Source organism: Alterinioella nitratireducens (assembly GCF_013155465.1).
Lineage (GTDB): Bacteria > Pseudomonadota > Alphaproteobacteria > Rhodobacterales > Rhodobacteraceae > Alterinioella > Alterinioella nitratireducens.
This window is the reverse complement of record NZ_JABJVX010000019.1, coordinates 18,068-37,505: the sequence shown is the minus strand read 5'-3', so window position 1 is coordinate 37,505 and position 19,438 is coordinate 18,068. Positions and strand designations below refer to the sequence as shown.

The 19,438-nt window shown below is 62.3% G+C and carries 22 protein-coding genes; 19 read left to right on the top strand and 3 right to left on the bottom strand.

The window, feature by feature from the left end:
• Positions 1–205 precede the first annotated feature (205 nt).
• From HNS34_RS18660 to HNS34_RS18650, 3 genes are read left to right on the top strand one after another with little or no spacing between them, the layout of a single operon-like run.
• The gene (locus HNS34_RS18660; RefSeq protein WP_172321611.1) at positions 206–541 is read left to right on the top strand and encodes a DUF2190 family protein; all 336 of its coding nucleotides are present in this window, start codon (positions 206–208) and stop codon (positions 539–541) included.
• A complete protein-coding gene (locus tag HNS34_RS18655) occupies positions 541–852 on the top strand; it encodes a head-tail joining protein (RefSeq protein ID WP_172321610.1) in 312 nt (103 codons plus the stop codon). Before HNS34_RS18660 ends, HNS34_RS18655 begins: the two co-directional genes overlap by 1 nt.
• Positions 849–1,478, top strand: coding sequence for a DUF6441 family protein (locus HNS34_RS18650; protein WP_172321609.1), 630 nt, complete (start codon positions 849–851; stop codon positions 1,476–1,478). Before HNS34_RS18655 ends, HNS34_RS18650 begins: the two co-directional genes overlap by 4 nt.
• A 36-nt stretch (positions 1,479–1,514) precedes the next feature.
• On the opposite strand, the gene HNS34_RS18645 is transcribed toward HNS34_RS18650, so the two are convergent.
• A complete protein-coding gene (locus HNS34_RS18645) occupies positions 1,515–2,117 on the bottom strand; it encodes a hypothetical protein (protein ID WP_137703178.1) in 603 nt (200 codons plus the stop codon).
• Between the two features lie 88 nt (positions 2,118–2,205).
• Here HNS34_RS18645 and HNS34_RS18640 point away from each other — a divergent pair, with 88 nt between their 5' ends.
• Positions 2,206–2,625: an acyl-CoA transferase gene (locus tag HNS34_RS18640; protein ID WP_172321608.1), complete on the top strand. Its 420-nt coding sequence runs from the start codon at positions 2,206–2,208 to the stop codon at positions 2,623–2,625.
• A gap of 22 nt (positions 2,626–2,647) precedes the next feature.
• Here HNS34_RS18640 and HNS34_RS18635 read toward each other — a convergent pair whose 3' ends face one another.
• Positions 2,648–2,854: a hypothetical protein gene (locus HNS34_RS18635; RefSeq protein ID WP_172321607.1), complete on the bottom strand. Its 207-nt coding sequence runs from the start codon at positions 2,852–2,854 to the stop codon at positions 2,648–2,650.
• A 107-nt stretch (positions 2,855–2,961) separates the two neighbouring features.
• On the opposite strand from HNS34_RS18635, the gene HNS34_RS18630 reads away from it, so the two are divergent.
• From HNS34_RS18630 to HNS34_RS18565, 15 genes are all read left to right on the top strand, one after another.
• Positions 2,962–3,900 carry a phage tail tube protein gene (locus tag HNS34_RS18630; protein WP_172321606.1) on the top strand — a complete coding sequence of 313 codons (939 nt, stop codon included), beginning with the start codon at positions 2,962–2,964 and terminating at the stop codon, positions 3,898–3,900.
• Positions 3,901–3,902: 2 nt separating this feature from the next.
• Complete coding sequence (locus tag HNS34_RS18625) at positions 3,903–4,340, top strand: phage-derived protein YdaY family protein (RefSeq protein ID WP_172321605.1); 438 nt, start codon at positions 3,903–3,905, stop codon at positions 4,338–4,340.
• A 98-nt stretch (positions 4,341–4,438) separates the two neighbouring features.
• Complete coding sequence (locus tag HNS34_RS20960; protein ID WP_268879116.1) at positions 4,439–4,567, top strand: DUF7697 family protein; 129 nt, start codon at positions 4,439–4,441, stop codon at positions 4,565–4,567.
• Positions 4,560–7,046 (top strand): phage tail tape measure protein, encoded by a 2,487-nt coding sequence (locus HNS34_RS18620; protein WP_172321604.1) that lies wholly within the window; start codon positions 4,560–4,562, stop codon positions 7,044–7,046. Before HNS34_RS20960 ends, HNS34_RS18620 begins: the two co-directional genes overlap by 8 nt.
• Complete coding sequence (locus HNS34_RS18615; RefSeq protein ID WP_172321603.1) at positions 7,039–8,160, top strand: hypothetical protein; 1,122 nt, start codon at positions 7,039–7,041, stop codon at positions 8,158–8,160. Before HNS34_RS18620 ends, HNS34_RS18615 begins: the two co-directional genes overlap by 8 nt.
• Positions 8,157–9,005 carry a phage BR0599 family protein gene (locus tag HNS34_RS18610; protein ID WP_172321602.1) on the top strand — a complete coding sequence of 283 codons (849 nt, stop codon included), beginning with the start codon at positions 8,157–8,159 and terminating at the stop codon, positions 9,003–9,005. The genes HNS34_RS18615 and HNS34_RS18610 overlap by 4 nt, the downstream gene beginning before the upstream one ends.
• Positions 9,006–9,025: 20 nt before the next feature.
• A complete protein-coding gene (locus tag HNS34_RS18605; protein WP_137703187.1) occupies positions 9,026–9,274 on the top strand; it encodes a hypothetical protein in 249 nt (82 codons plus the stop codon).
• Positions 9,271–9,489, top strand: a complete 219-nt coding sequence (locus HNS34_RS18600) for a hypothetical protein (RefSeq protein ID WP_172321601.1) — start codon at positions 9,271–9,273, stop codon at positions 9,487–9,489. The genes HNS34_RS18605 and HNS34_RS18600 overlap by 4 nt, the downstream gene beginning before the upstream one ends.
• A 3-nt stretch (positions 9,490–9,492) precedes the next feature.
• Complete coding sequence (locus HNS34_RS18595) at positions 9,493–12,834, top strand: phage tail protein (protein WP_172321600.1); 3,342 nt, start codon at positions 9,493–9,495, stop codon at positions 12,832–12,834.
• The gene (locus tag HNS34_RS18590) at positions 12,831–13,826 is read left to right on the top strand and encodes an FscB (RefSeq protein ID WP_172321599.1); all 996 of its coding nucleotides are present in this window, start codon (positions 12,831–12,833) and stop codon (positions 13,824–13,826) included. The genes HNS34_RS18595 and HNS34_RS18590 overlap by 4 nt, the downstream gene beginning before the upstream one ends.
• A 32-nt stretch (positions 13,827–13,858) precedes the next feature.
• A complete protein-coding gene (locus HNS34_RS18585; protein ID WP_214647536.1) occupies positions 13,859–14,113 on the top strand; it encodes a DUF6127 family protein in 255 nt (84 codons plus the stop codon).
• A gap of 70 nt (positions 14,114–14,183) precedes the next feature.
• Complete coding sequence (locus HNS34_RS18580) at positions 14,184–14,858, top strand: YcbK family protein (protein ID WP_172321597.1); 675 nt, start codon at positions 14,184–14,186, stop codon at positions 14,856–14,858.
• Positions 14,855–15,112 (top strand): hypothetical protein, encoded by a 258-nt coding sequence (locus tag HNS34_RS18575; protein WP_172321596.1) that lies wholly within the window; start codon positions 14,855–14,857, stop codon positions 15,110–15,112. The genes HNS34_RS18580 and HNS34_RS18575 overlap by 4 nt, the downstream gene beginning before the upstream one ends.
• A gap of 150 nt (positions 15,113–15,262) precedes the next feature.
• Complete coding sequence (locus HNS34_RS18570; protein WP_172321595.1) at positions 15,263–15,445, top strand: hypothetical protein; 183 nt, start codon at positions 15,263–15,265, stop codon at positions 15,443–15,445.
• A 102-nt stretch (positions 15,446–15,547) separates the two neighbouring features.
• Positions 15,548–16,291, top strand: a complete 744-nt coding sequence (locus HNS34_RS18565; protein WP_172321594.1) for a hypothetical protein — start codon at positions 15,548–15,550, stop codon at positions 16,289–16,291.
• 18 nt (positions 16,292–16,309) lie between these two features.
• On the opposite strand, the gene HNS34_RS18560 is transcribed toward HNS34_RS18565, so the two are convergent.
• Positions 16,310–19,429 carry a type III restriction-modification system endonuclease gene (locus tag HNS34_RS18560; protein WP_172321593.1) on the bottom strand — a complete coding sequence of 1,040 codons (3,120 nt, stop codon included), beginning with the start codon at positions 19,427–19,429 and terminating at the stop codon, positions 16,310–16,312.
• Between the last annotated feature and the right edge of the window lie 9 nt (positions 19,430–19,438).

Below are 19,438 nucleotides of genomic sequence, written 5' to 3'. Positions count from 1 at the left end.
CAGCAAGGCGCGTATATCGAGACGCGCAACGGCTTCGACGTCGACGGGGTCGAGATCAAGTGCCGCCTCGACTTCGGTGCCAAGGCCATCGACTGGCGCGGCCTCTACAAGAACCCGGGCGCATAAACCGCGCCAACCCTGACATCACACCTCTGACGGGCGGTCCGAACGGGCCGCCCGTTCCCGTTTGCAAAGGAACGTGCACATGAAGAACTACGTCCAGCCCGGCAATACTCTCACCCTGACTGCGCCCTATGCAGTGATATCCGGCGATGGCTTGCTCGTTGGCTCCATCTTCGGCGTCGCCTCCGGGGACGCTGCCCTAAACGATCCCGTTGAGACCGCCCTGACCGGCGTGTTCGACCTCACCAAGGTAGGCTCGCAGGCCTGGACAGTCGGGGCGAAGGTCTATTGGGACGACACCAACAAGCGCACCACGAGCGTGGCCACATCGAACACGTTGATCGGCGTTGCCACTGAACCTGTTGCTGGTGGAGCCGGTGACACCATCGGCCGGGTGCGCCTGAACGCGAGCTTCTGATGACGGCGTTTGCCGCCATCGTTGATGCACTGTTCTCAGATCCCAACATCGGTCGGGAAGCGGTCTACACCTCCGATGGCGGCGCGCCTGTGCTGGTGCGCGTTGTGGCCCGTCAGGCGGATGCAATCACCGACTTTGGCGACGCGCGGCTCTGGTCTGAAACAACCCGGATCGACCTTCGTTTGGCCGATGTCGCGAACCCGCGCCCCGGCGACCGCTTGGAAATCGACGGGGACGCGTTCCTAATCCAGGGGGAGCCCGTCCGCGACCGTGAGCGGCTCGTCTGGACTGTGGATCTGCGCCCGGCATGAATCTGAAGCTCGACATCACGCCCGATCTCGTCGCCGCCATGGCCGCCGAGGTGAAGGCGGGTGAGAAGGCAGTCACCGCCGCCATGCGCGAGGCCGGGACCGGGTTGAAGTCTTCGTGGCGCAGGCAGGTCACTGGCGCAGGTCTCGGGCGACGGCTCGCCAACTCAATCCGCAACCAGACCTTCCCGCGCGCAGGCGAAAGCCTTGATGCAGCGGCGCTGGTCTGGTCCAAAGCCCCGGTCATCGTCGGTGCGCATGACACTGGTCCGCTGATCCGCTCGAAAGATGGGTTCTACCTCGCGATCCCGACCGGAGCTGCGGGCCGAGGCCTGCGCGGCCGTCGGATCACCCCGGGCGAATGGGAGCGGCGCCGGGGGTTGCGGCTCCGCTTCGTCTACCGCCGCCGAGGTCCGAGCCTGCTGGTCGCGGACAGTGCGCGGATCAACAAACGCGGTCAGGCCGTAGCGTCGCGCTCAAAGACCGGCCGCAACCAGGTCACCGCGCCGATCTTCCTGCTGGTCCCGCAGGTCAAGCTGCCGAAGCGGCTGGACCTGGCGCGGGACGCGGACCGGGCGTTGGACAGCGTGCCGGGGCTTATCGTGGCAAATTGGGTGGAGGCGCGTTGAAGCTAGTCCGGCGCACGAGCGTCAATCCCGCTGACATCATGTAAGCAGTAGATTGGTTTGCCCCGGAACGTCACCAAGGTGCCTCCGCAGAAGCGGCTGCAATGCGGCGCGGGACGGAATAAATGACTCGTTGTAGTCAAAGTCGTGCCAATCAATGTCAGCCCGTGCGCCAAGCCGATCTTGGTGCATCTTGTCCCTTACCTCTTTGACCCGGCGGACATTTGCATCAAGTTGCGCTGCACCGGTTGGGTCGAACTCGCGGCAAAGTGCTGCAATCCAGTCGTTCGTGTTGACGCGAGCGCCTGTGGTGCCGTCGTCCCCAATTCCGGCCAGGTGATGGACCGAACCAAGGCCTTCACAGACCGAAAACACCCCAACGCTGAACTCGAAGTTCATGATTTGGAAGTAGGGCTCGAAAAGCACTGATCTGCCAGATACCCGCTCCCCATGCGGAACGATAAGGCCAGCTTTCATCTCAAGGCCGACCATGATGTGCTTCAGGTTAGACTTCAGCCTTCTCCTGACATCTAAGTGAATGCCGGCCGGGACTGCCCTGATCAACCAAGGAAGCCAATCCGCGGATGTCGAAAGTGCATGAAAGCCAGGCGGATTGGCTGGATAAAGATCAAGGTAAAACACTTTGACGCCCCTCACTGATTGATTGAATTACAATTCCGACGAGTACACGACGATTGCTGATGCTCACCAGCCCCCGGCAGAGTAGAGAATGCCCACACCTCGCGAAACAATCCTCGCCGCACTGCACGCGCGGCTCTCGGCGCTGGCCGCCAGCGCCCTGCGCGGCGAGGTGCAGCCCGAGCGCGTCCCATCCGAGGGCCTGTTGATCCTTCGGGATGGGGAGCCAGGCGATCCCGATGTCACTCTGTCGCCGCTTGCCTACCACTACCAGCACCGCGCGGAGATCGAGGCGGTCGTCCAGGGTGATGACCGCGATGAACTGTTCGATAATCTCTGTGCTAGCGTTGGCGCGGCGCTCGCCGCTGACCGGACGCTGGGCGGCCTCTGCGACTGGGTCGAGGCCGAAGCACCACGCCCAGTCGATCTGCCGGTCGAGGGCGCCGCGAGCCTGAAGGCTGCCGTGATCAGGGTTTCGCTGTTCTACGCGACAAGCGATCCGCTTGGATAAACTCCAGCACGCTGTGCGAAGGTTAACCTCGTTGCGCGTTCGGATTGTCTCCAAGGAGTAGCAGCAAAAGACAGGCAAGGATTGGCGAAAAAATCAGGCTCAAAACCACCCAGCCAAAGGCACTGCGTCCACGTTTCGTGGCCATCCCTGCGGGCAACAGGATGTAAATCCAAAGAACGACATAGAGAGCTGCCAGCCCGATGATGATGGTAAAAACCGTTTCCAACATGGCGGCTCCTCAAAATGCGCTAGTGGACTGAAACCCAGAGAAATTCCGGGTTTTGTAACGTCACCTGATGCTCGAAAACACTCTATTCGTTACAGGAGAAACTTCCAATGGCACGAGCCCAAGGGGCGCGGGCGCAAATGGCGCTTGCGTTCGAGACGACCTATGGAACGCCCCCCGTGGGCGGCTTCACGAAGATGCCCTTTGCGAGTACCTCGCTGGGGGCGGAACAGCCGCTGCTCAATTCGGAACTGCTTGGTTATGGCCGCGATCCGCTGGCGCCGATCAAGGACGCGGTTACCGCCGATGGCGACGTCGTGGTGCCGCTTGATGCCGAGGCCTTTGGGTTCTGGCTGAAGGCGGCCTTTGGTGATCCGACCACTACGGGTACCGGCCCCTGGACTCATGAGTTCCAGTCTGGCGCATGGACGCTGCCAAGCCTGTCCATCGAGACCGGCATGCCGGAGGTGCCGCGCTATGCGATGTATTCCGGCTGCGTGCTCGACCAGATCAACTGGCAAATGCAGCGCTCGGGGTTGCTGACCGCAACGGCCCGCCTGGTGGCGCAGGGCGAGACCGTGGGCACGACGACGAGTGCTGGAACGCCAGCCGCTCTCGAATTGCAACGATTTGGCCATTTCAATGGCGCGATCACCCGCAACGGCACCCCGCTCGGGAACGTGGTCTCGGCCGACATCACCTATGCCAACAACCTCGACCGCATCGAAACAATCCGCTCGGATGGTCGGATCGACGGCGCGGACCCCTCTATCGCCGCGCTGACCGGCTCAATCGAAGTGCGCTTCGCCGACCAGACGCTGGTGACACAGGCGATCAACGGCGATCCCTGCGAGTTGGAGTTCGCCTATGTGCTGCCCTCTGGCGAGAGCTTCACCTTCACCGTGCACGCTGTCTACCTGCCGCGCCCGCGCATCGAGATTTCCGGTCCTCAGGGCGTGCAGGCGACATTTGATTGGCAGGCCGCGCGCGACAGTCTGGTCGGCCGGATGTGCACCGCGACCCTGATCAACGACATCGAGGTGTACTGACGATGCTGACGCTCGACCTGACAAATGAACCGCGCTGGCATGATCTCGCGCCCGGCGTCCGGGTGCAGCTGCGCCCGCTGACCACCGCCCTGATGGTGGCGACGCGCAGCGATCCCGCCGTCGAGGCAGTTCCGGAGGAGGCTTCCGACGAGGAACGTGCGGTTGCATTCGCCAAGGCGCTGGCGCGTCGGGCGGTGCTCGCCTGGGAGGGTGTAGGAGACACAGACGGCAACCCCATAGACTCGAGCCCCGAGGCCATCGATGCGCTCCTAGACGTCTGGCCAATCTTCGAGGCGTTTCAGCTGACCTATGTGTCCAAGGGCCTGCTGCTGGAACAGGAAAAAAACGCCTTGGCGCCCTTGCCGAATGGTCCTTCGGCGGGGGCGAGCGCTACTGCGAAGCCTGTGCGAAAGCATGCGAAAACTGCCCGGCGCGACTGAACCGGCCGCTCACCCATGAGGGCTGGCTGGTCTGGGATCTCGTCGGCAGCCTCGGCGGGCAGCTGCGCGTGCTGCCCGGCGCCGTCGTCGGATGGGACATGTCGGCTGCTCTGGCACTGGGTGATGCCCTCGGCATCCCGCCGCCGGTCATGGCCGAGCTGTTGCCCGTCATCGAGGCGGTGATGGTCACCAAACTCAACGAACAGATGGATCAAGCCAATGGCTGAGAAGCGCGTTTCTGTCCGCCTTGCCGCGGTTGGCGGGCGGCAGGTGCGCGCCGAGCTGGAAGGTGTCGGCGAAGCCGGGGCGCGTGGCTTCGGGCGGCTCAGCCGGGAGATGGACGCGGCGAACACCCGTCTTGCGGCTTTCTCGCGGCGCGTTCGGATCGCTGCGGCTGCTGCGGTCGCTGCCGCTGCGGCTGCTGGCGTGGCCATGGTGCGCTCCGGGCTGCAGACGGTCGACGCGCAGGCCAAGCTCGCCCAGTCCCTCGGCACCACGGTCGCTTCGATCCAGACGCTCGAGCGTGCGGGTGAATTGGCCGGTGTGTCGATGTCCGGCATCGAGCAGGCAACGAAGGACCTGACGCGTCGTCTCAGCCAGGCGGCGGCCGGGAGTGGCCCCGCTGCTGACGCACTGGAGCGGCTGAGACTATCGGCAACCGACCTTATTGCCTTGCCTTTGGATCAGCGCGTCGGCGCCATCAACGCCGCCATCGAAGAGTTTGTACCGGTTGCCGAACGTGCGGCCGTCGCCGGTCAGCTCTTCGGCGAAGAAGGCTCCATCGCGATGTCGCGGATCGACACGGCGACCTTGCGCCAAGCGACCGAAGACGTCCTTGCGTTCGGTGTCGTCGTCTCGGAACAGGATGCCGACCAGATCGAACGCACCAATGACGCGATCTCTCGGCTTGGCCTCGTCTGGCGCGGGCTATCGAACCAGTTGGCAGTTGCCGCAGCCCCCGCGCTCGAAGCTGTCGCGAATGCCATGGCGGCCGTCGCCAGTCGAACCGGGCCGCTGGGCATGGCCATCAGAGGGCTCTTCGACAACATCGGCCGTTTGACCACCTACGCCGGTACGTTCGCGGCCCTCCTGGCGGGGCGCTGGGTGGCCGGAATGGCAGCTGCGGCGATTTCCGTCCGCGGGCTTGCAACCGCGCTTGTCGTGATGCGTGGCGCATTGATCCGCACCGGGATCGGGGCGCTGATCGTTGGCGCAGGTGAACTGATCTACCAATTCGGCCAGCTTGTCGCCGGAGCCGGTGGCTTCGGCAACGCTATGGCGCTGCTCGGCAACCTCGTGAGCGAGGTCTGGGAGCGGATCAAAATGGGGGCTGGCAGCTTTGCCGCCTCTGCGATGGCGGCTTTCGCCGACGTTCAAGCAGCTTCGGCGACCGCGATGCAGGGCGCGCTCGAGGGCGTTGTCGGTTTTGCCAATGCCGCCGTGAACAGTTTTGAGGGGGCATTCGAGGCGATCAAGGCTGTCTGGGGGCTTTTGCCTGCCGCCATTGGCGATCTTGCGTTTCAGGCGGCGAATAGCCTGATCGAGGGCGTCGAGGCGATGCTGAACGGCGTCGTCTCGCGGATAAATGGCTTCATCGGGGGCGTGAATGCCGGGCTTGAAGCGCTTGGCGTGGAGCGGCGGATCGGCCTGATCGCCGATCTCGATCTGGGACAGCTTGAGAACCGCTTTGCGGGTGCCGCAACCCAGGCGGCCAATGCCGCGCAAGATGCCTTTGCCGGTGCGTTCACCGACAACCTGCTGGCCGTACCGGATCTGGGACTTGCCGGCGCAGCTACCGATGCTGCCGCCTCAGCCGAGGCCTGGAGGCAAACCGCGGCCACTCTCGCTGACGGGGCCCTGCAGCCGCTTGAAGCTCTCGAGGCCTTGCGCACGGCGATGCGAGCGGCGGGCACCGAGGCAGAGACCTCCCTGGACGGAGCCACGGTAGCTGCGGATCGCTTCGATGCAGCCTTGGCCGAAGATGAAACCGGTGGTCCGGCAGCTGCGCTTGATGAAACAGCGGCTGCGGCCGGTCGTGCCGGTGGGGCGCTCCAGAGCGCCGCCGATGTTGCGCGTCAATCCTGGGATGCGGCGCGGGCTGCCGTGGAGCGCACACAGGAAATCGCGCGAGGGCTTGCCGACGATATCACTGGGCCGATCAAGGAGGCTCTGAAGTCGGGTGAACTGAGCTGGCAAACCTTCGCGAGCGCAATATCGGGGATCGCGCAGAACCTGGCCAACCGTTTGATTGATAACGCCTTCAAACCGATCGAGGACGCGCTGTTTCGTGCCTTTTCGGGCGCGGGAAGCGGCGGGGGTGACGGCCTTTTTGGCTGGCTGACCAGAGCCCTCGGCGGTCTGTTCGGGATTGGCGGCACTTTCGCACGCGGCGGTGCCTTTGGGCAGGCGGGCGAGATCACAGCCTTTGCCAGCGGTGGTGTGGTCTCACGCCCGACGGTGTTTCCCTTTGCGCGCGGGATCGGGCTAATGGGCGAAGCGGGCCCGGAGGCTATCCTGCCGCTGCGACGAGGCCGAGGCGGTCGACTTGGCGTCGAGGCGAGTGGGGAGGCTCAAGGCGCTCAGTCCGCAACCCGCATTGTCAACGTTCTGGACCCTTCGATTGTCGGCGATTATCTGGCGACGCCTGCGGGCGAACGACTGATCGTCAATGTGATCCGGCGCAATCGAGGAGGCCTCGATGCCTGACCTCTGGCCTTTCCCTGTACGCCAACCGGTCTCTGAAGTGCTGGAGTGGAATACCGACACACTGATCACGGAAGCAGCCGAGCAAAGGATCGCGCTGCGGACGGACCCGCGGTCGATCCTGACCTATACGCATTTACTTGATGGGACCGGTCTCGCGCGTGCCGCCGAGCTCGCCCGGGCGTGGGCGCTCGACGAGTGGATCCTGCCGCTCTGGCATTTGGCGCGTCCAGCGACGGCACCGATCGATGTCGCCGACCTGACTGTGTTCGTAGATACCAGCGAGGGAACCTTTGAGGCACCTGGACAGGCGGTCATCGCCGCTGATGGAGGGGAGGCAAATTATGTCGAGTTCAGTGCGGTCCTGCCGGACCGGCTGGAGTTGGGCGAGCCTGCAGGTGTCAGCCTCGCTCATCCGATTGTGGCCCCGGTTGGCATCGGGATCCTGACGCGGCCCGTCGAGATTGACCGGCGGCGTCAGGGACTCGGAACCGTTACGGCGCGTTTCACGCTGCAGGACGCACTGGCAATACCGGTCAGCAGTTATCCAACCCATCTCGGACTCCACGTGCTGACCGATCCGGCCGTGCTCCGCCAGCCATTGGCCGAAAGCATCGCGCAATCTGTCGAGTACATCGACAACGGCTTCGGTCCCATCGTGATCGAACCGGTGCTGACTCATGTCCAGCGTCGATCGACGATCACCCTTGTTGACCGAGGCACGGCCCGCTGGGCGCGCCGCCGCTGGCTGCATGCCTTGCGCGGCCGCCAACGCGCATTCTGGCTTCCGACCTGGGGCCGGGAACTGGTCCTACAGGCGCCGGTCACGTCCTCGGCCACCTCCCTGGTCATCGCGGGCACCGCCGATCCCGGTGTCTGGATCGGACGGCACGTGATGTTCGAGATCGCCTCTGGCCCGGTGTTCCGCGAGATCACCGACGCCGCCTACGACGCGCTCGGGATCCGGCTCGCCATTGCCGCGCCGGGCAAGAGCATTCCGGCCACCACGCCCGTTCATCTGCTCACCAAGGTGCGGCTCGATACCGACCGGATCGAACTGGAGCATTTTGGCAACCGCTCCGAGTTTGCGGCCAGCCTGATCGAGATACCCGGATGACCTATGATCTTGCTGAAACCTCCACCGCCGAAGGGCGGCCATATTTCCTGTATCTCTTTTCCGAAAGCGATCAGATCTGGCGGTTCACCAGCCGAGCTACGGCCTGGACCTCGCCCGCGGGGGCGATTGCTGATGAGACTGAGGATCTGATCTGGAACCCTTCGCCCGTCAGCCATGGGTCTGTCGTTCAGAGCAGCGACCCTCGACGGGTCGATCTCAGCGTCACGTTCCCGCTCTCCGATCCCTTCGCCCGACGTTATCTCGGACCCCGCGGTCGGGCGATCACGACACTCACCATCTTTCGTGGGCACGAACAGGTGCCGACGGAGGTGGTTGCGCATTGGAAGGGTCGAGTGGTCTCGGCCCGGGTCGAAGGTCGGCGCATCACTCTACGCTGTGAAGCCCTCTTCACATCCATGCGTCGCGAAGGCGTACGCGCGAAATACCAGCGCCTTTGCCGCCACGCGCTCTATTCCCGGGGATGCCGGCTCGACATCGAAACGTTTTTCGTCGGCGGCACGGCCAGTGCGCATCAAGGCCTGACGATCACCGTCTCCGAGGCCGCATTGCTGCCAAACGGCTGGTTCCGGGGTGGTGTGCTGCGCCATGCGGGCATTTTGGGGTTCATCTCCGGGCATGTCGGGGACGCACTGACGCTCTCTGGCCGTATGCCCGATCTGGAGGCGGCCATCGACGATCCTGAAGCCCTGGCGCTCGTCGAGATCGCGCCCGGCTGTGATCTGCGGCGTGACACCTGCAAGGCCAAGTTCGGCAATCTTCTGAACTTCGGTGGCTTTCCAGACATTCCGGGCCGCAATCCGTTCGGCGGCACCAGCATCGTCTGACCTACATCTGAGAACCCATCATGGTCTGGAACTTCGTCGTCCAGATCGTCGCCAGCCTGGTGCTGACGGCGATCTCTTACGCGCTGTCACCCAAGCCAAAACTCGAAGCCCCGAAGGCGGCAGGGCTCGATGATTTCGACCTTCCCACGGCCGAGGAAGGCCGTCCAATCCCCGTAGTTTTCGGCACCATGCTGCTGCGCGGCCCGAATGTCGTCTGGGCCGGGGACCTCAAGGTCGATCCGATCCGCAAGAAGGGCGGCAAGAAATGAACGAAGACTTGATCGTCACGGTGCAGGACTTGCGCGCGTCCCGACTGTGCTTTCAGGGGGCGCGGCCGTGGTTCCGCCGTCATGGCCTCGACTGGCAGGCTTTCCTGGCAGACGGACTTCCGGCCGACGTGCTCGCTGCGACCGGTGATGCCCTGGCATTTCGCGTGATCGCGGAGGCTGAGAAACGCGCTGCGCATTCCGCGAGCGAGACCTGAGCCATGGGTGGCCGTTCGAAATCACAGACCGTCGGGTATCGCTATTCGTTGGGGGCGCATCTTGCGCTCTGTCACGGGCCGGTCGATGCCATCCGTGAAATTCGGGTCGATGACCGTACGGCCTGGTCGATCGGCACCGGCCAGAGCAGTTCCGCCGGGACCGGCGTCGGCGCGCTGGCGAGCTACGGCACGGTGACCGGTATGTCCGCCACCGCGGCGGCAGAAGGTGACAGCGTTGCCGAGCTCCGTTTCCCGGGTACGCTCAGTGGCATCCGGCTCGGCCAGAGTTATGACCTTCAGCTTCTGGCGGACAACACGACCCGGACGGTGACGGTTCAGGCCGTGAGCTATGATGCGGGTGGTGGCATCACCACGTGGCTCGTCGAGCCCGCGGCCACGGCCTTCACGGCCCAATCGGCAGCGGTGTCGGATGCGGCCAGTGTGCCGAGCCTTAACGGTGGGGCTGCCGGCGGGCGCATCCGGATCAACAAGCCCAATCTCTTCGGGGGAGAGAAGCGCGAAGGCGGCATCGTCGGCGACATCGACGTATTGATGGGAGCGCCGACCCAGGCGCAAAATGACTACCTCGCGTCACGAGCCGGCGCGGATGTGCCAGGCTATCGCGGGATCTGCAGCCTCGTGCTGCGGCAGGTGTTTCTCGGCCTCAATCCCTATCTCAAGCCCTGGTCGGTGCGCCTGACGCGGATTCTGAAGGCCGAGGATGGCGGCCCGCAATGGTATCCGGAGAAAGCACAGATCGTACCGGAAGTCCGGATCGGCGATGCCGCAATCTACATCGCTATGGACGCCTCGGGCTCGATGTCGGGATCGCGCATGGCGGCGCAGATTGCTGCCGTCTCTCGGCTGGTCGAAGAGATCGGTGAGAACGCTCTCGAACCCAACGACATCCAGATCGTGACCTGGAACTCCTCCGTGTCCGGCACGATCCTGCGGCGCAACGCCGATGCCACGGCCTACGGGGAGCTGAAGGACTGGGTCGACGCGCTCTCAAGCTCCGTGAGCGGCGGAACGGATTTCGGAGTGGCCGTCAGCCAGGCGGGAACGTTCTTCAATGGTTCAGACGGCAAACGCCGGATCCTGATCTTTGTCACCGATGGGGAACCAAGCCCGGCCTCGACCCTGCAGTCGGCGATTGCCACGCTGTCCGGCATCTCGGAGGTCGATGTCTTCGCCTTCAACATCGCGCTCTCGGACACCAGCGCCACCGCCCAAATCGACAACACGCCCGTCGATGGCGTGCCGGTTGTGCCGCCGGGCGATCCGGATGCGCTGGTGGCCTCGCTGCGTGCGGCCTTCGGGCAAGGCCCCGACATGAACCCCGCGCACATCATCCGGGAATGCCTGACCAATGGGGATTGGGGGCTCGGGCATACGTTCTCTGACATCGGCCCCAGCTTCGCCGTCGCCGCAGATGCGCTCTTCTCCGAGGGTTTTGGGCTCTCGCTCCTCTGGCAGCGGGAATCGACCATCGAGGATTTCATTGCCGACGTGCTGAAGCACATCGACGCCTATCTCTATGTCGATCGCCGCTCCGGTCGCTGGGAGTTGCGCCTGATCCGCGCTGATTATGATCCCGAGACGCTACCGGTCTTCGATGAGACCAATGTCGTCGATTGGGGCGAGCTTGGCCGTCGCGAAGCCGCTGATCTCGTGAACTCGGTGACGGCGAAGTTTTCTGACGCCCGCACGGATCAGACCGGATCGGTCAGCGTGACCGACACAGCCCTTGTCCAGGATCTGGGTCAGGTGGTGAGCGCCACGGTCGATTACCCGGGCATTCGCTTCGAGTCCCTTGCAGTCCGGGTCGCTGAGCGCGACCTGCGGGCGCTCTCCGCGCCGATCCTGTCGGGCGAGATCACGGTCAGCCGTGCTGGAGCCAATCTCGATCCGGGCGACGTGATCGTTTTGTCAAACCCAAGGCGTGGGCTTGAGGGCGTCGTGGTCCGCATCGTTGAGATCGACCATGGTGACGGGCGCGCCAATGGCGTCCGCCTCAAGATCGCGGAGGATGTCTTCGGCCTTGGCGAGACCGCCCTTGTGGGCGGCGAAAGCGGCGATCCGGGGAGCCTTATCCTGCCGCCCAAGCCGCTGACGCGCCGCTGGGTGGCGGAAGCGCCATACTGGTTGCTGGTTCAGGAACTAGGGCACGCACAGGCGGACGCGCTTCTGGATGAGGACCCCGGTGTGGGTGCGATCGTCGCGGCCGGGGAACGTCCCTCGGCGGATGCGCTCTCGGCGCAGGTCTGGAGCGACAGCGGGGCGGGGTATACACTCGAAGAGGCGGTCGAGTTCGTGCCGACGGCATTACTGGTCTCAGACGTCAGCGACGATCCGGCCGAAAGCGTGCTGACCGTCGGGAACTGGACCGGACTTGAAGACGTGGCCATCGGCACGCTGGCCGCGATCGGCGACGAGTTGGTTCGGATCGACGGGGTCAGTGCCACGGCGCTGACGGTTGGGCGCGGCTGTCTCGACACGGTGCCGCTAGCCCATCCCGCGGGCACGCCGATCATCTGCTGGCAGCAGTTGGCAAATGCGTCAGAGGCGGGGTTCGCTGCCGGAGAGACGGTGACAATCAAGATGCTGCCCGAGACCGGCTTTGGGACGCTTCCACTCGCACAGGCTCCTGAAGACGCCGTGATGCTGGCTAGCCGCGCGATCCGTCCGCTGCCCCCCGGTGATCTGCGCGGCAATGGTGTGTCGGTCGTAAACCCGAACGTGTTGAACCTCGGGCCGGTCCTTCTGACCTGGTCCCATCGTGACAGGCTCACCCAGACCAGCAGCGTATTCGACGCCTATGACGCGGCGGACATCGGGCCTGAACCAGGTATCACTTACGCGGTCGAGATCCGCTGGGTTGACCCCGATACCGATGCAACGCTGGAACCACCAGCTGCCGTGATTGATGTGGGCGCCGCTAACAGCCTGACGCTGACCAAGGAGGATGTGCCGATCCTTGCAGCGCCCACTGGTACGAAGCATTTCGAGGTCCGTGTGCAAGCGCGCCGAACGACCGGGACAATCAGCTACGAGGCGTGGCAAGCCCGCTCGATCCGGCTCTTCATGCCCGATGGCATCAAAGTGGCCGAGGTCTCAACCTGGACCGAGATCGGGGCTGACGCGCGTCTGACGGTCGCCGAGACAGCGATCTTCCTCGATCGCGGCGGGGCACTACAGCTGACAATCGCAGAGGCGCAACTCTGGCTCGGTTTTGGCAGCGATACGCGCCTCACCATACCGGACATCGACATTTTCAACGAATGGGGCGGCCAGTCGCGTCTCACTGCCGCCGAAGCCACACTCTATATCGAGGTAATTCCATGAGCCACATCCTCCATCTCGGACACCAGGTCACCGACCTTGCAGGCGTCGAGGGTCGCATCAGCACCGACGCCGCCGGTTTTGACGCCGACCTCGACGTCAACTGCGTTCGGATCAACACGGGCGAGACGAGCGCGGTCCCTTTTTCGGCCTCGTGGTCTGTGCCGGCCGGTGATGTCTGGCTGGGATTTCGATACAAGGCTCCGTCGGTCAACGCCCACATTATCGGTACAGACGGCACCTTTTTGGAGTTCTACGACGATACGAATGCGCTGATCGCGCGTGTCCGAACCGAGCGCGACGATGAGAAGTATCACGCCATGGCAATGGGTGACACCAATGTCGATGGAGCCTCGTCCTTCACTGCTGCCACGAACCAGGTCTATTGGATCGATGTGAAAATTGCGGTCGGCGCTGACATCACCATTGAGTTTTACACCGACGGGGTCCTGCAGAGCAGCGCAACAGCAGCGAACACCGGAGGCAAGGGCCGACCCGTTCGTTGTGTCTGGAAGAACCACGGGCTCTTTGATTTCTACAACCCGGCCACCTGCTATTACGCCCATATCGCAGTGCTCGACGGCGTCTCAACCATTGGGCGGCGGTTTGCTCGGCGCACGCCCGATCTGGTTGCGACCTATGATGCCTTCTCAGGCGGCGTCGATGCCGTGAAGGACGGCGACATCACCACCCGCGCGGCGAGCGATATTGCCGGTCAACGCATGTCGTTTTCGCTGTCGGGGCCAACTGGACCCGCCGGGGCATCGACCATCGCAGGTGTGCATGTGAAACAGCTGGCCCAGCTTGGCACGGCCGGGCCGACCGGCATTGCGGGGTTCCTTAGAATCGGGGGCGTGGACTATGACGCATCTCCCGGTACGCCGTCCGCCGATATGCCGTCGCCGGTTTATTCGACATGGGATGTAAACCCGGCCGACAGCACGCCCTGGACCACGGCCGCGCTGCCGACAGAGGTTGGAATTATCTCGTCATGACGCCACCTCGAGCCGATCAGGGCGACATGCGTATGTCCGAAATCGAATTCCAGGCCATGCTGACGCGCGCGGCTGAAGCAGGTGCCAAACGGGCGCTTGCCGATGCTGGGATCGATGGCAAGGACGCCGCCCTCGACATCCGCGATCTCCGTTCACTTCTCGACTGCATTCGCTTCGTTCGGCGCACGGCCGTCCAGACCGCTGTCCATCTCATCACCACGGGGATGATGCTGGCGCTCCTCGCCGGGATTGCACTGAAGCTCAAGATCTTCGGTGGATCGCCGTAGACCAACTCCAACATTCACCCGCTCACCACACCCGCCCTCCGAGGCGGGTTTTTCGATTCTGGAGGACCCGATGACCACGACCTTTTTTGACCATTGGCGCGACGTGCCGGACGGCGCCTGGCGCTGGACCAACTTCTCGCCGGCCGAAATTGCCTGCCGCGGTACCGGAAAACTGCTGATCAACGAGCCCGCTCTCGACAAGCTGCAGGCGCTGCGCGACCGGCTAGGCAAGCCGCTGATCGTTCGCTCGGCCTACCGCAGCCCAGAGCACAACCGCGCAGTGGGCGGCGCAACCCGCTCGAAGCATTTGGATGGTGCGGCTTTCGACATCGCCATGTCGAACCACGATCCGGCGGCTTTCGAGGTGGCGGCACGGGAGGTCGGGTTCCTGGGTTTCGGCTTCTACCCGCGCTCCGGCTTCATGCATGTCGACCTCGGCCCCTCGCGCCAGTGGGGCGAGCGGTTCCCGGTCCGGGCGACGGCATTTGCAGCCGAAACCCCGCCGGCGCGCGAGGTTCTGGCGCAAAGCCGTACCATGAAAGGCGGTGGGGCCGCGGGTGTGGCAACGCTGGGCGCAGCTGGCGTGGAGGTGGCTCAGCAGGTGCTTGCTGAGACGCAGACCGCGATCCTGCCGCTGGTTCCGTATCTCGACACGCTTCGCTGGGTATTCATCGCGGTGGCCCTCGGTGGCATCGCGGTCACGATCTACGCCCGCCTCGACGACTGGGGCCGGGGACAGCGATGATCGCCTACATTCTCGGCGGGATCGCCGCTGCTCCATGGGCGAGAGTCGCGCTGCGTCATGGTGTGATCGTCTTCGCGATCCTTCTGTTCCTGCTTGCCCTGCGCCGCTCCGGCGAGCGCGCCGGTCGCCTGGCGGAACGCTTAGACACCAGGGAGAAAGCCAATGAAGCTCAGAGAAGGATGCTGGAGGCGGCGGCTCGCCGTCCTCGTAATCGCGACGAGCTTGTTGACCGGTTGCGCGACGGCGGGTTTTGACCCCGGCGGCGTGGCAGTGTGTCCGCCGGTTGTGGAATACAGCAGGGAGTTTCAGGCGCGGGCGGCCGAGGAATTGACGGCGCTTCCGGACGGATCGGCCGTCGTCGAGATGATGGGGGACTATGGGGTGATGCGGGAGCAAGTGAGGGCGTGCTGAACGAAACGACTGAAATCCAAGGATCCTACGGCGAAATCACTGGCGAGTATGTCTTGGAGGTGACGGCTCTCTGGCTGTGGGTGATGGTGACGCTGACGGCGGTCGATAAGTTCCAACTGCAAGGCAACTTCCGCACCGCCGACAGGACGGCTTTGTGGGGCTGCAAGTTTAGGTGAGTGCATAGATTTTTTGAGCTTCGAGTAGCCGGCAAGCTTCGTGGTTGCTTGTTACAGCGCAGGGCAGGCGATACACACAATCAATCGTACCTTGGAAGCACCATGCACTACTATCAAAGCAATGCCGTCTACCAGAAACTGGATAACACTAAAGACCACTTTTTTATGTGGGTGACCGGAAACGCATGGACATTGATTTACGGTGATCGAGATTCCAGTCCCATAGTGGTCGCCTTGGTGGCCGGCCGTTCGTGGACTCCACAGTTGGAAATAAAAGGTCTTGTGAAAAGGATTTCCGTTGTAGCAGGGCTGCCCTGGGTTGAGATTTATTTTGATGATACAGTAAAAGAAATCGATTTTGTTGATTTTGCGGTTGGTGGAGCTCCTCTGAAGCGAATTTCGTTGCCTGATCTGAAAGCTGCCTTGCGTGATCTTGGCCTTCCCACAAGCTCTGGGGCCACGTTGAAGGCACTGAACGATGCCTCAAGCAGCGCCTATCACAACTGGCAACGCGCCAACTTAGGGGCGATTACAGTATCGGATATTGATTTGTTCAGAAGAAAGACTGAACTCGTCCCGGCAGAGTTCGTGGAGCTAAAGCGGTCGTATATCTCACTAGATAAATGGACTCCATACCGTCAAGACTTTCCAAACTTTCAGTTGATTCATAGCGTTTCCAGGTCATGCGGCATACCAATGACAATTGCCTATAATGTAAGGCAAAAGAGCCCATTTCGTGATGATGCTGACACTCTTTCGTTGTTTTCATTTAATGGTACCGATGCTCCGAAACATATCGGAAAATTTGCCTTCTCGGAGTTTGTGTCAGGCGCACACCTGAAATAATCAATCTTGGATTCCAAATTATTTTTTGAATCCCGCGATATCCATGAGCTGATTATAATTCGTGATCACCTCATATTTTACGTGGGCCTTAGCTACCTGCAGATTTAGTTCGCCGAAGAACTTGCGGGCGCACTCGATCTTGGTCTTCTCGATCTCGCGCAATTTCATGCTGGACATTGTGCCCTTGGTTTCAGCAACGAAGTAGATGTGCCGCACGCTGCCAGTTTTGAAGGAGATCGCCCAATCAGGGTTGTAGTCCCCGACCGGGGTCGGGATTAGGAACCCACGTGGGAGTTTGGCGTACACCACGACCTCGCTACTTGTGTCCAACTCCTTCACGAAATCTCTCTCGACTTCGGAATCAGTGATCGCATAGTCGTAAACGTGGTTCTTGAGTTTCGCAGTGGCTCGGGAGAAATCTTGGCCAGTCTGGTTCGCAGTGAAGATGTCGACATCGTATCGCTCGTCGACTTCGTCATAAGCCAGACGCTCGATCACCATGGCAGCCTTCTGCTCGGCGATGATTCGCGACGCCTCGGCGATAAAGTGCTCCGGGTTCTTTGTGAATTGCTCGAAAACCGCCGATGTGATCTGGCCGAGAATCTTCGCAGCTGAGTCTCGCGTCAACTGTGCGTTCTCAGCTACCTTCCCTACGAGGTCGTACTTCACGAGCGAATGGATTGAGTCCCCGCGCTCGGTCGTCGTGTTCGTGACAGAGAAGCCGTCGCCGCTGCGAAGCTGGCCGTCGGTCAAACCGTCGTTTTGTACGCCGACCTGAACGGTGTACTGCAAGGGGGTGACCCGCAGCTGGCTGTCCAGCGCGCTGATGCACTTGCGGGTAAGCTCCTCTGAATCGAACTCCACCCGATAGACCGCCTTTCGGTTGATCCGCGCCCATAGCTCTTGGAACTCCTTTTTCTCGAAATTGGCATTGAGGGGGTTGGTCTTGGGCTTGCGACCATCATCGACCTTGGGCAGTTGCGCGTCGCTGAAGACGCTCTCGATGAGCTGGAATACCTGCTCCGCGTGCGGCTTCAAGTCGTCGGGCAGGTCGGCCAGTTTCCCCTCGGCCTTGGCCTCGTGATAGGCGTCCGCAATCTGATCCGCATCGTCCGTGTAGTCATTCTTAACCAAGTAGCGGTATATTTGCTTTGCCATGGCGGCAGTCACCTCAACCGTGCCATCCTCGGTCGCGAGTGTCTTGCCGGTGAAGTACTCCTCGGTTGCCTGCCGCGGACGCGACGATAGGGTTTCCGCGATCTCCTTCTGGAGCCCGGCCACGAAGTCCTTGTAGCTCTCGCTCGCCACGACGTTCAGCACGTTGATGTCATGCACCACTGCCGGGTGGTCCATCCTGTCCCCGTGCTGATCGACGCTTAGCCGCAGGCCACGCCCCACTTCCTGGCGCCGGGAGATGGTGTTGTCGCTGTGCTTCAGCATGCACATGACGAAAACGTTCGGGTTGTCCCAGCCTTCGCGCAGCGCCGAGTGTGAGAAGATGAACCGCGTAGGTTCCTCGAAGGAGAGCAGCCGCTCCTTTTTCTTCAAGATAAGATCATAAGCGTCCACATCCTGAGATACGCCAACTTTACGACCAGTTTCGGCGTCTTTCTCCTGCTTGATGGACCCATCGATGTCTCGGCCAGTTTTCTTGTCGATGGAGAAATAGCCATTGTGGGTCTCGGTGGAGTCGATGCTGGCGAGATATTTCCGGTACGCTTCATTGTCGATTGCGAGCTCGAACAGGTATTCAGCTTTCAGCAACTCGTATTCTTGCTCGAAGATCCGGGCATATTCCCCCTTCGTGTCGGCTTGGTCGTAGTCCCGATACTTAACCACCTCGTCGATGAAGAACAGCGACAGGACCTTGATGCCCTGCGCGAACAGCTGCTTTTCCTTGTCTAGGTGAGCCTTGATCGTCTCGCGGATCTGGATACGGCGGATGTCGCGCTCGGAGACATCGCCGTTGGCCTCACCAGCCCTCAGCACTTCCCCGTTGGTGAATTCTACCGTGTCGTTGACGGCGTCAATCTGGCTGATTGTGAAGCCGCGATACTGGTCCAGCTCGCCCGACTCCACGAACAGATCGTCGCGGAACTCCAGCCGCCGAAGCTGGCGCTTGATCTCGCCCGACTTCAACTTCACCTCCATCTCGATCCGCGCCACGGGGGCCTTCTTCGAGATGTCGATGCCTTCCAGGTACAGGTAGGCGTTGGTGCCGGCTAGCCCGCGGGTCTGGATGCCGCGCACCGCGATCTTCTTCACTAGCTTCTGGTTGTAGGCGTCCAAAGCGTCCAGACGGTGAACGCGGTTGTGCTGGGTCCGGTGGGTTGCCGAATAGCGCATGATGAACAGCGGCTTGAATTTCGGCAGCGCCTCCATCGTCGCCGCGCCTTCCATCTTCTGCGGCTCGTCCAGGATCAGGATCGGTCGGTTCGAGGCGATCACGTCGATGGGCTTGCGCGACTGGAAGTCGTCCAGCTCCTCGTAGATGCGCCGGTTGTCGGCTCCTCGCGCATTGAACGCCTGGATGTTGATCACCATCACGTTGATGCCGGCGTCGGACGAAAAGCTCTCCAGCTCGTGCAGGCGCTTGGAATTGTAGATGAAGAACCGCGCCTTCTTGCCGTAGCTCTCGGTGAAGTGGTCGGCGGTGATCTGCAGCGACTTGTAGACCCCTTCGCGAATGGCGATCGACGGCACCATGATGATGAATTTCGACCATCCGTAGCGCTTGTTCATCTCGAAGATGGTCTTGATGTAGCAGTAGGTCTTGCCCGTGCCGGTCTCCATCTCGACGTCGAGGTGAACTCGGGTCGCGGCCAGCGCGTCGCGCTTGTAGGCCGCCTTGACGGGAACGCGGGAGCCTTTGCCGTCGAAGGTCGTGAAGTCCGTCAACGACTGCGAGGCGGGCAGGTTCTGGCGCCGCTGGACCTTCTGGATGTTCTCCAGGATCTGCACGTCGGTCAGCGCTAGGTCGGCGTTCTTGAAGCCTTCCCCGAAGGCGCTGGACTGCGCCTTGCGGCCGGGGTCGATGCGGTAGGTCAGGCCAGTGGTCATCGGCTGACCGGCGAAACAGTCGACCACATCGTTGACGGCATTGGTCTGATAGGGCTGGACCTTGAACTTGAGCTTCATGGCGCGCCC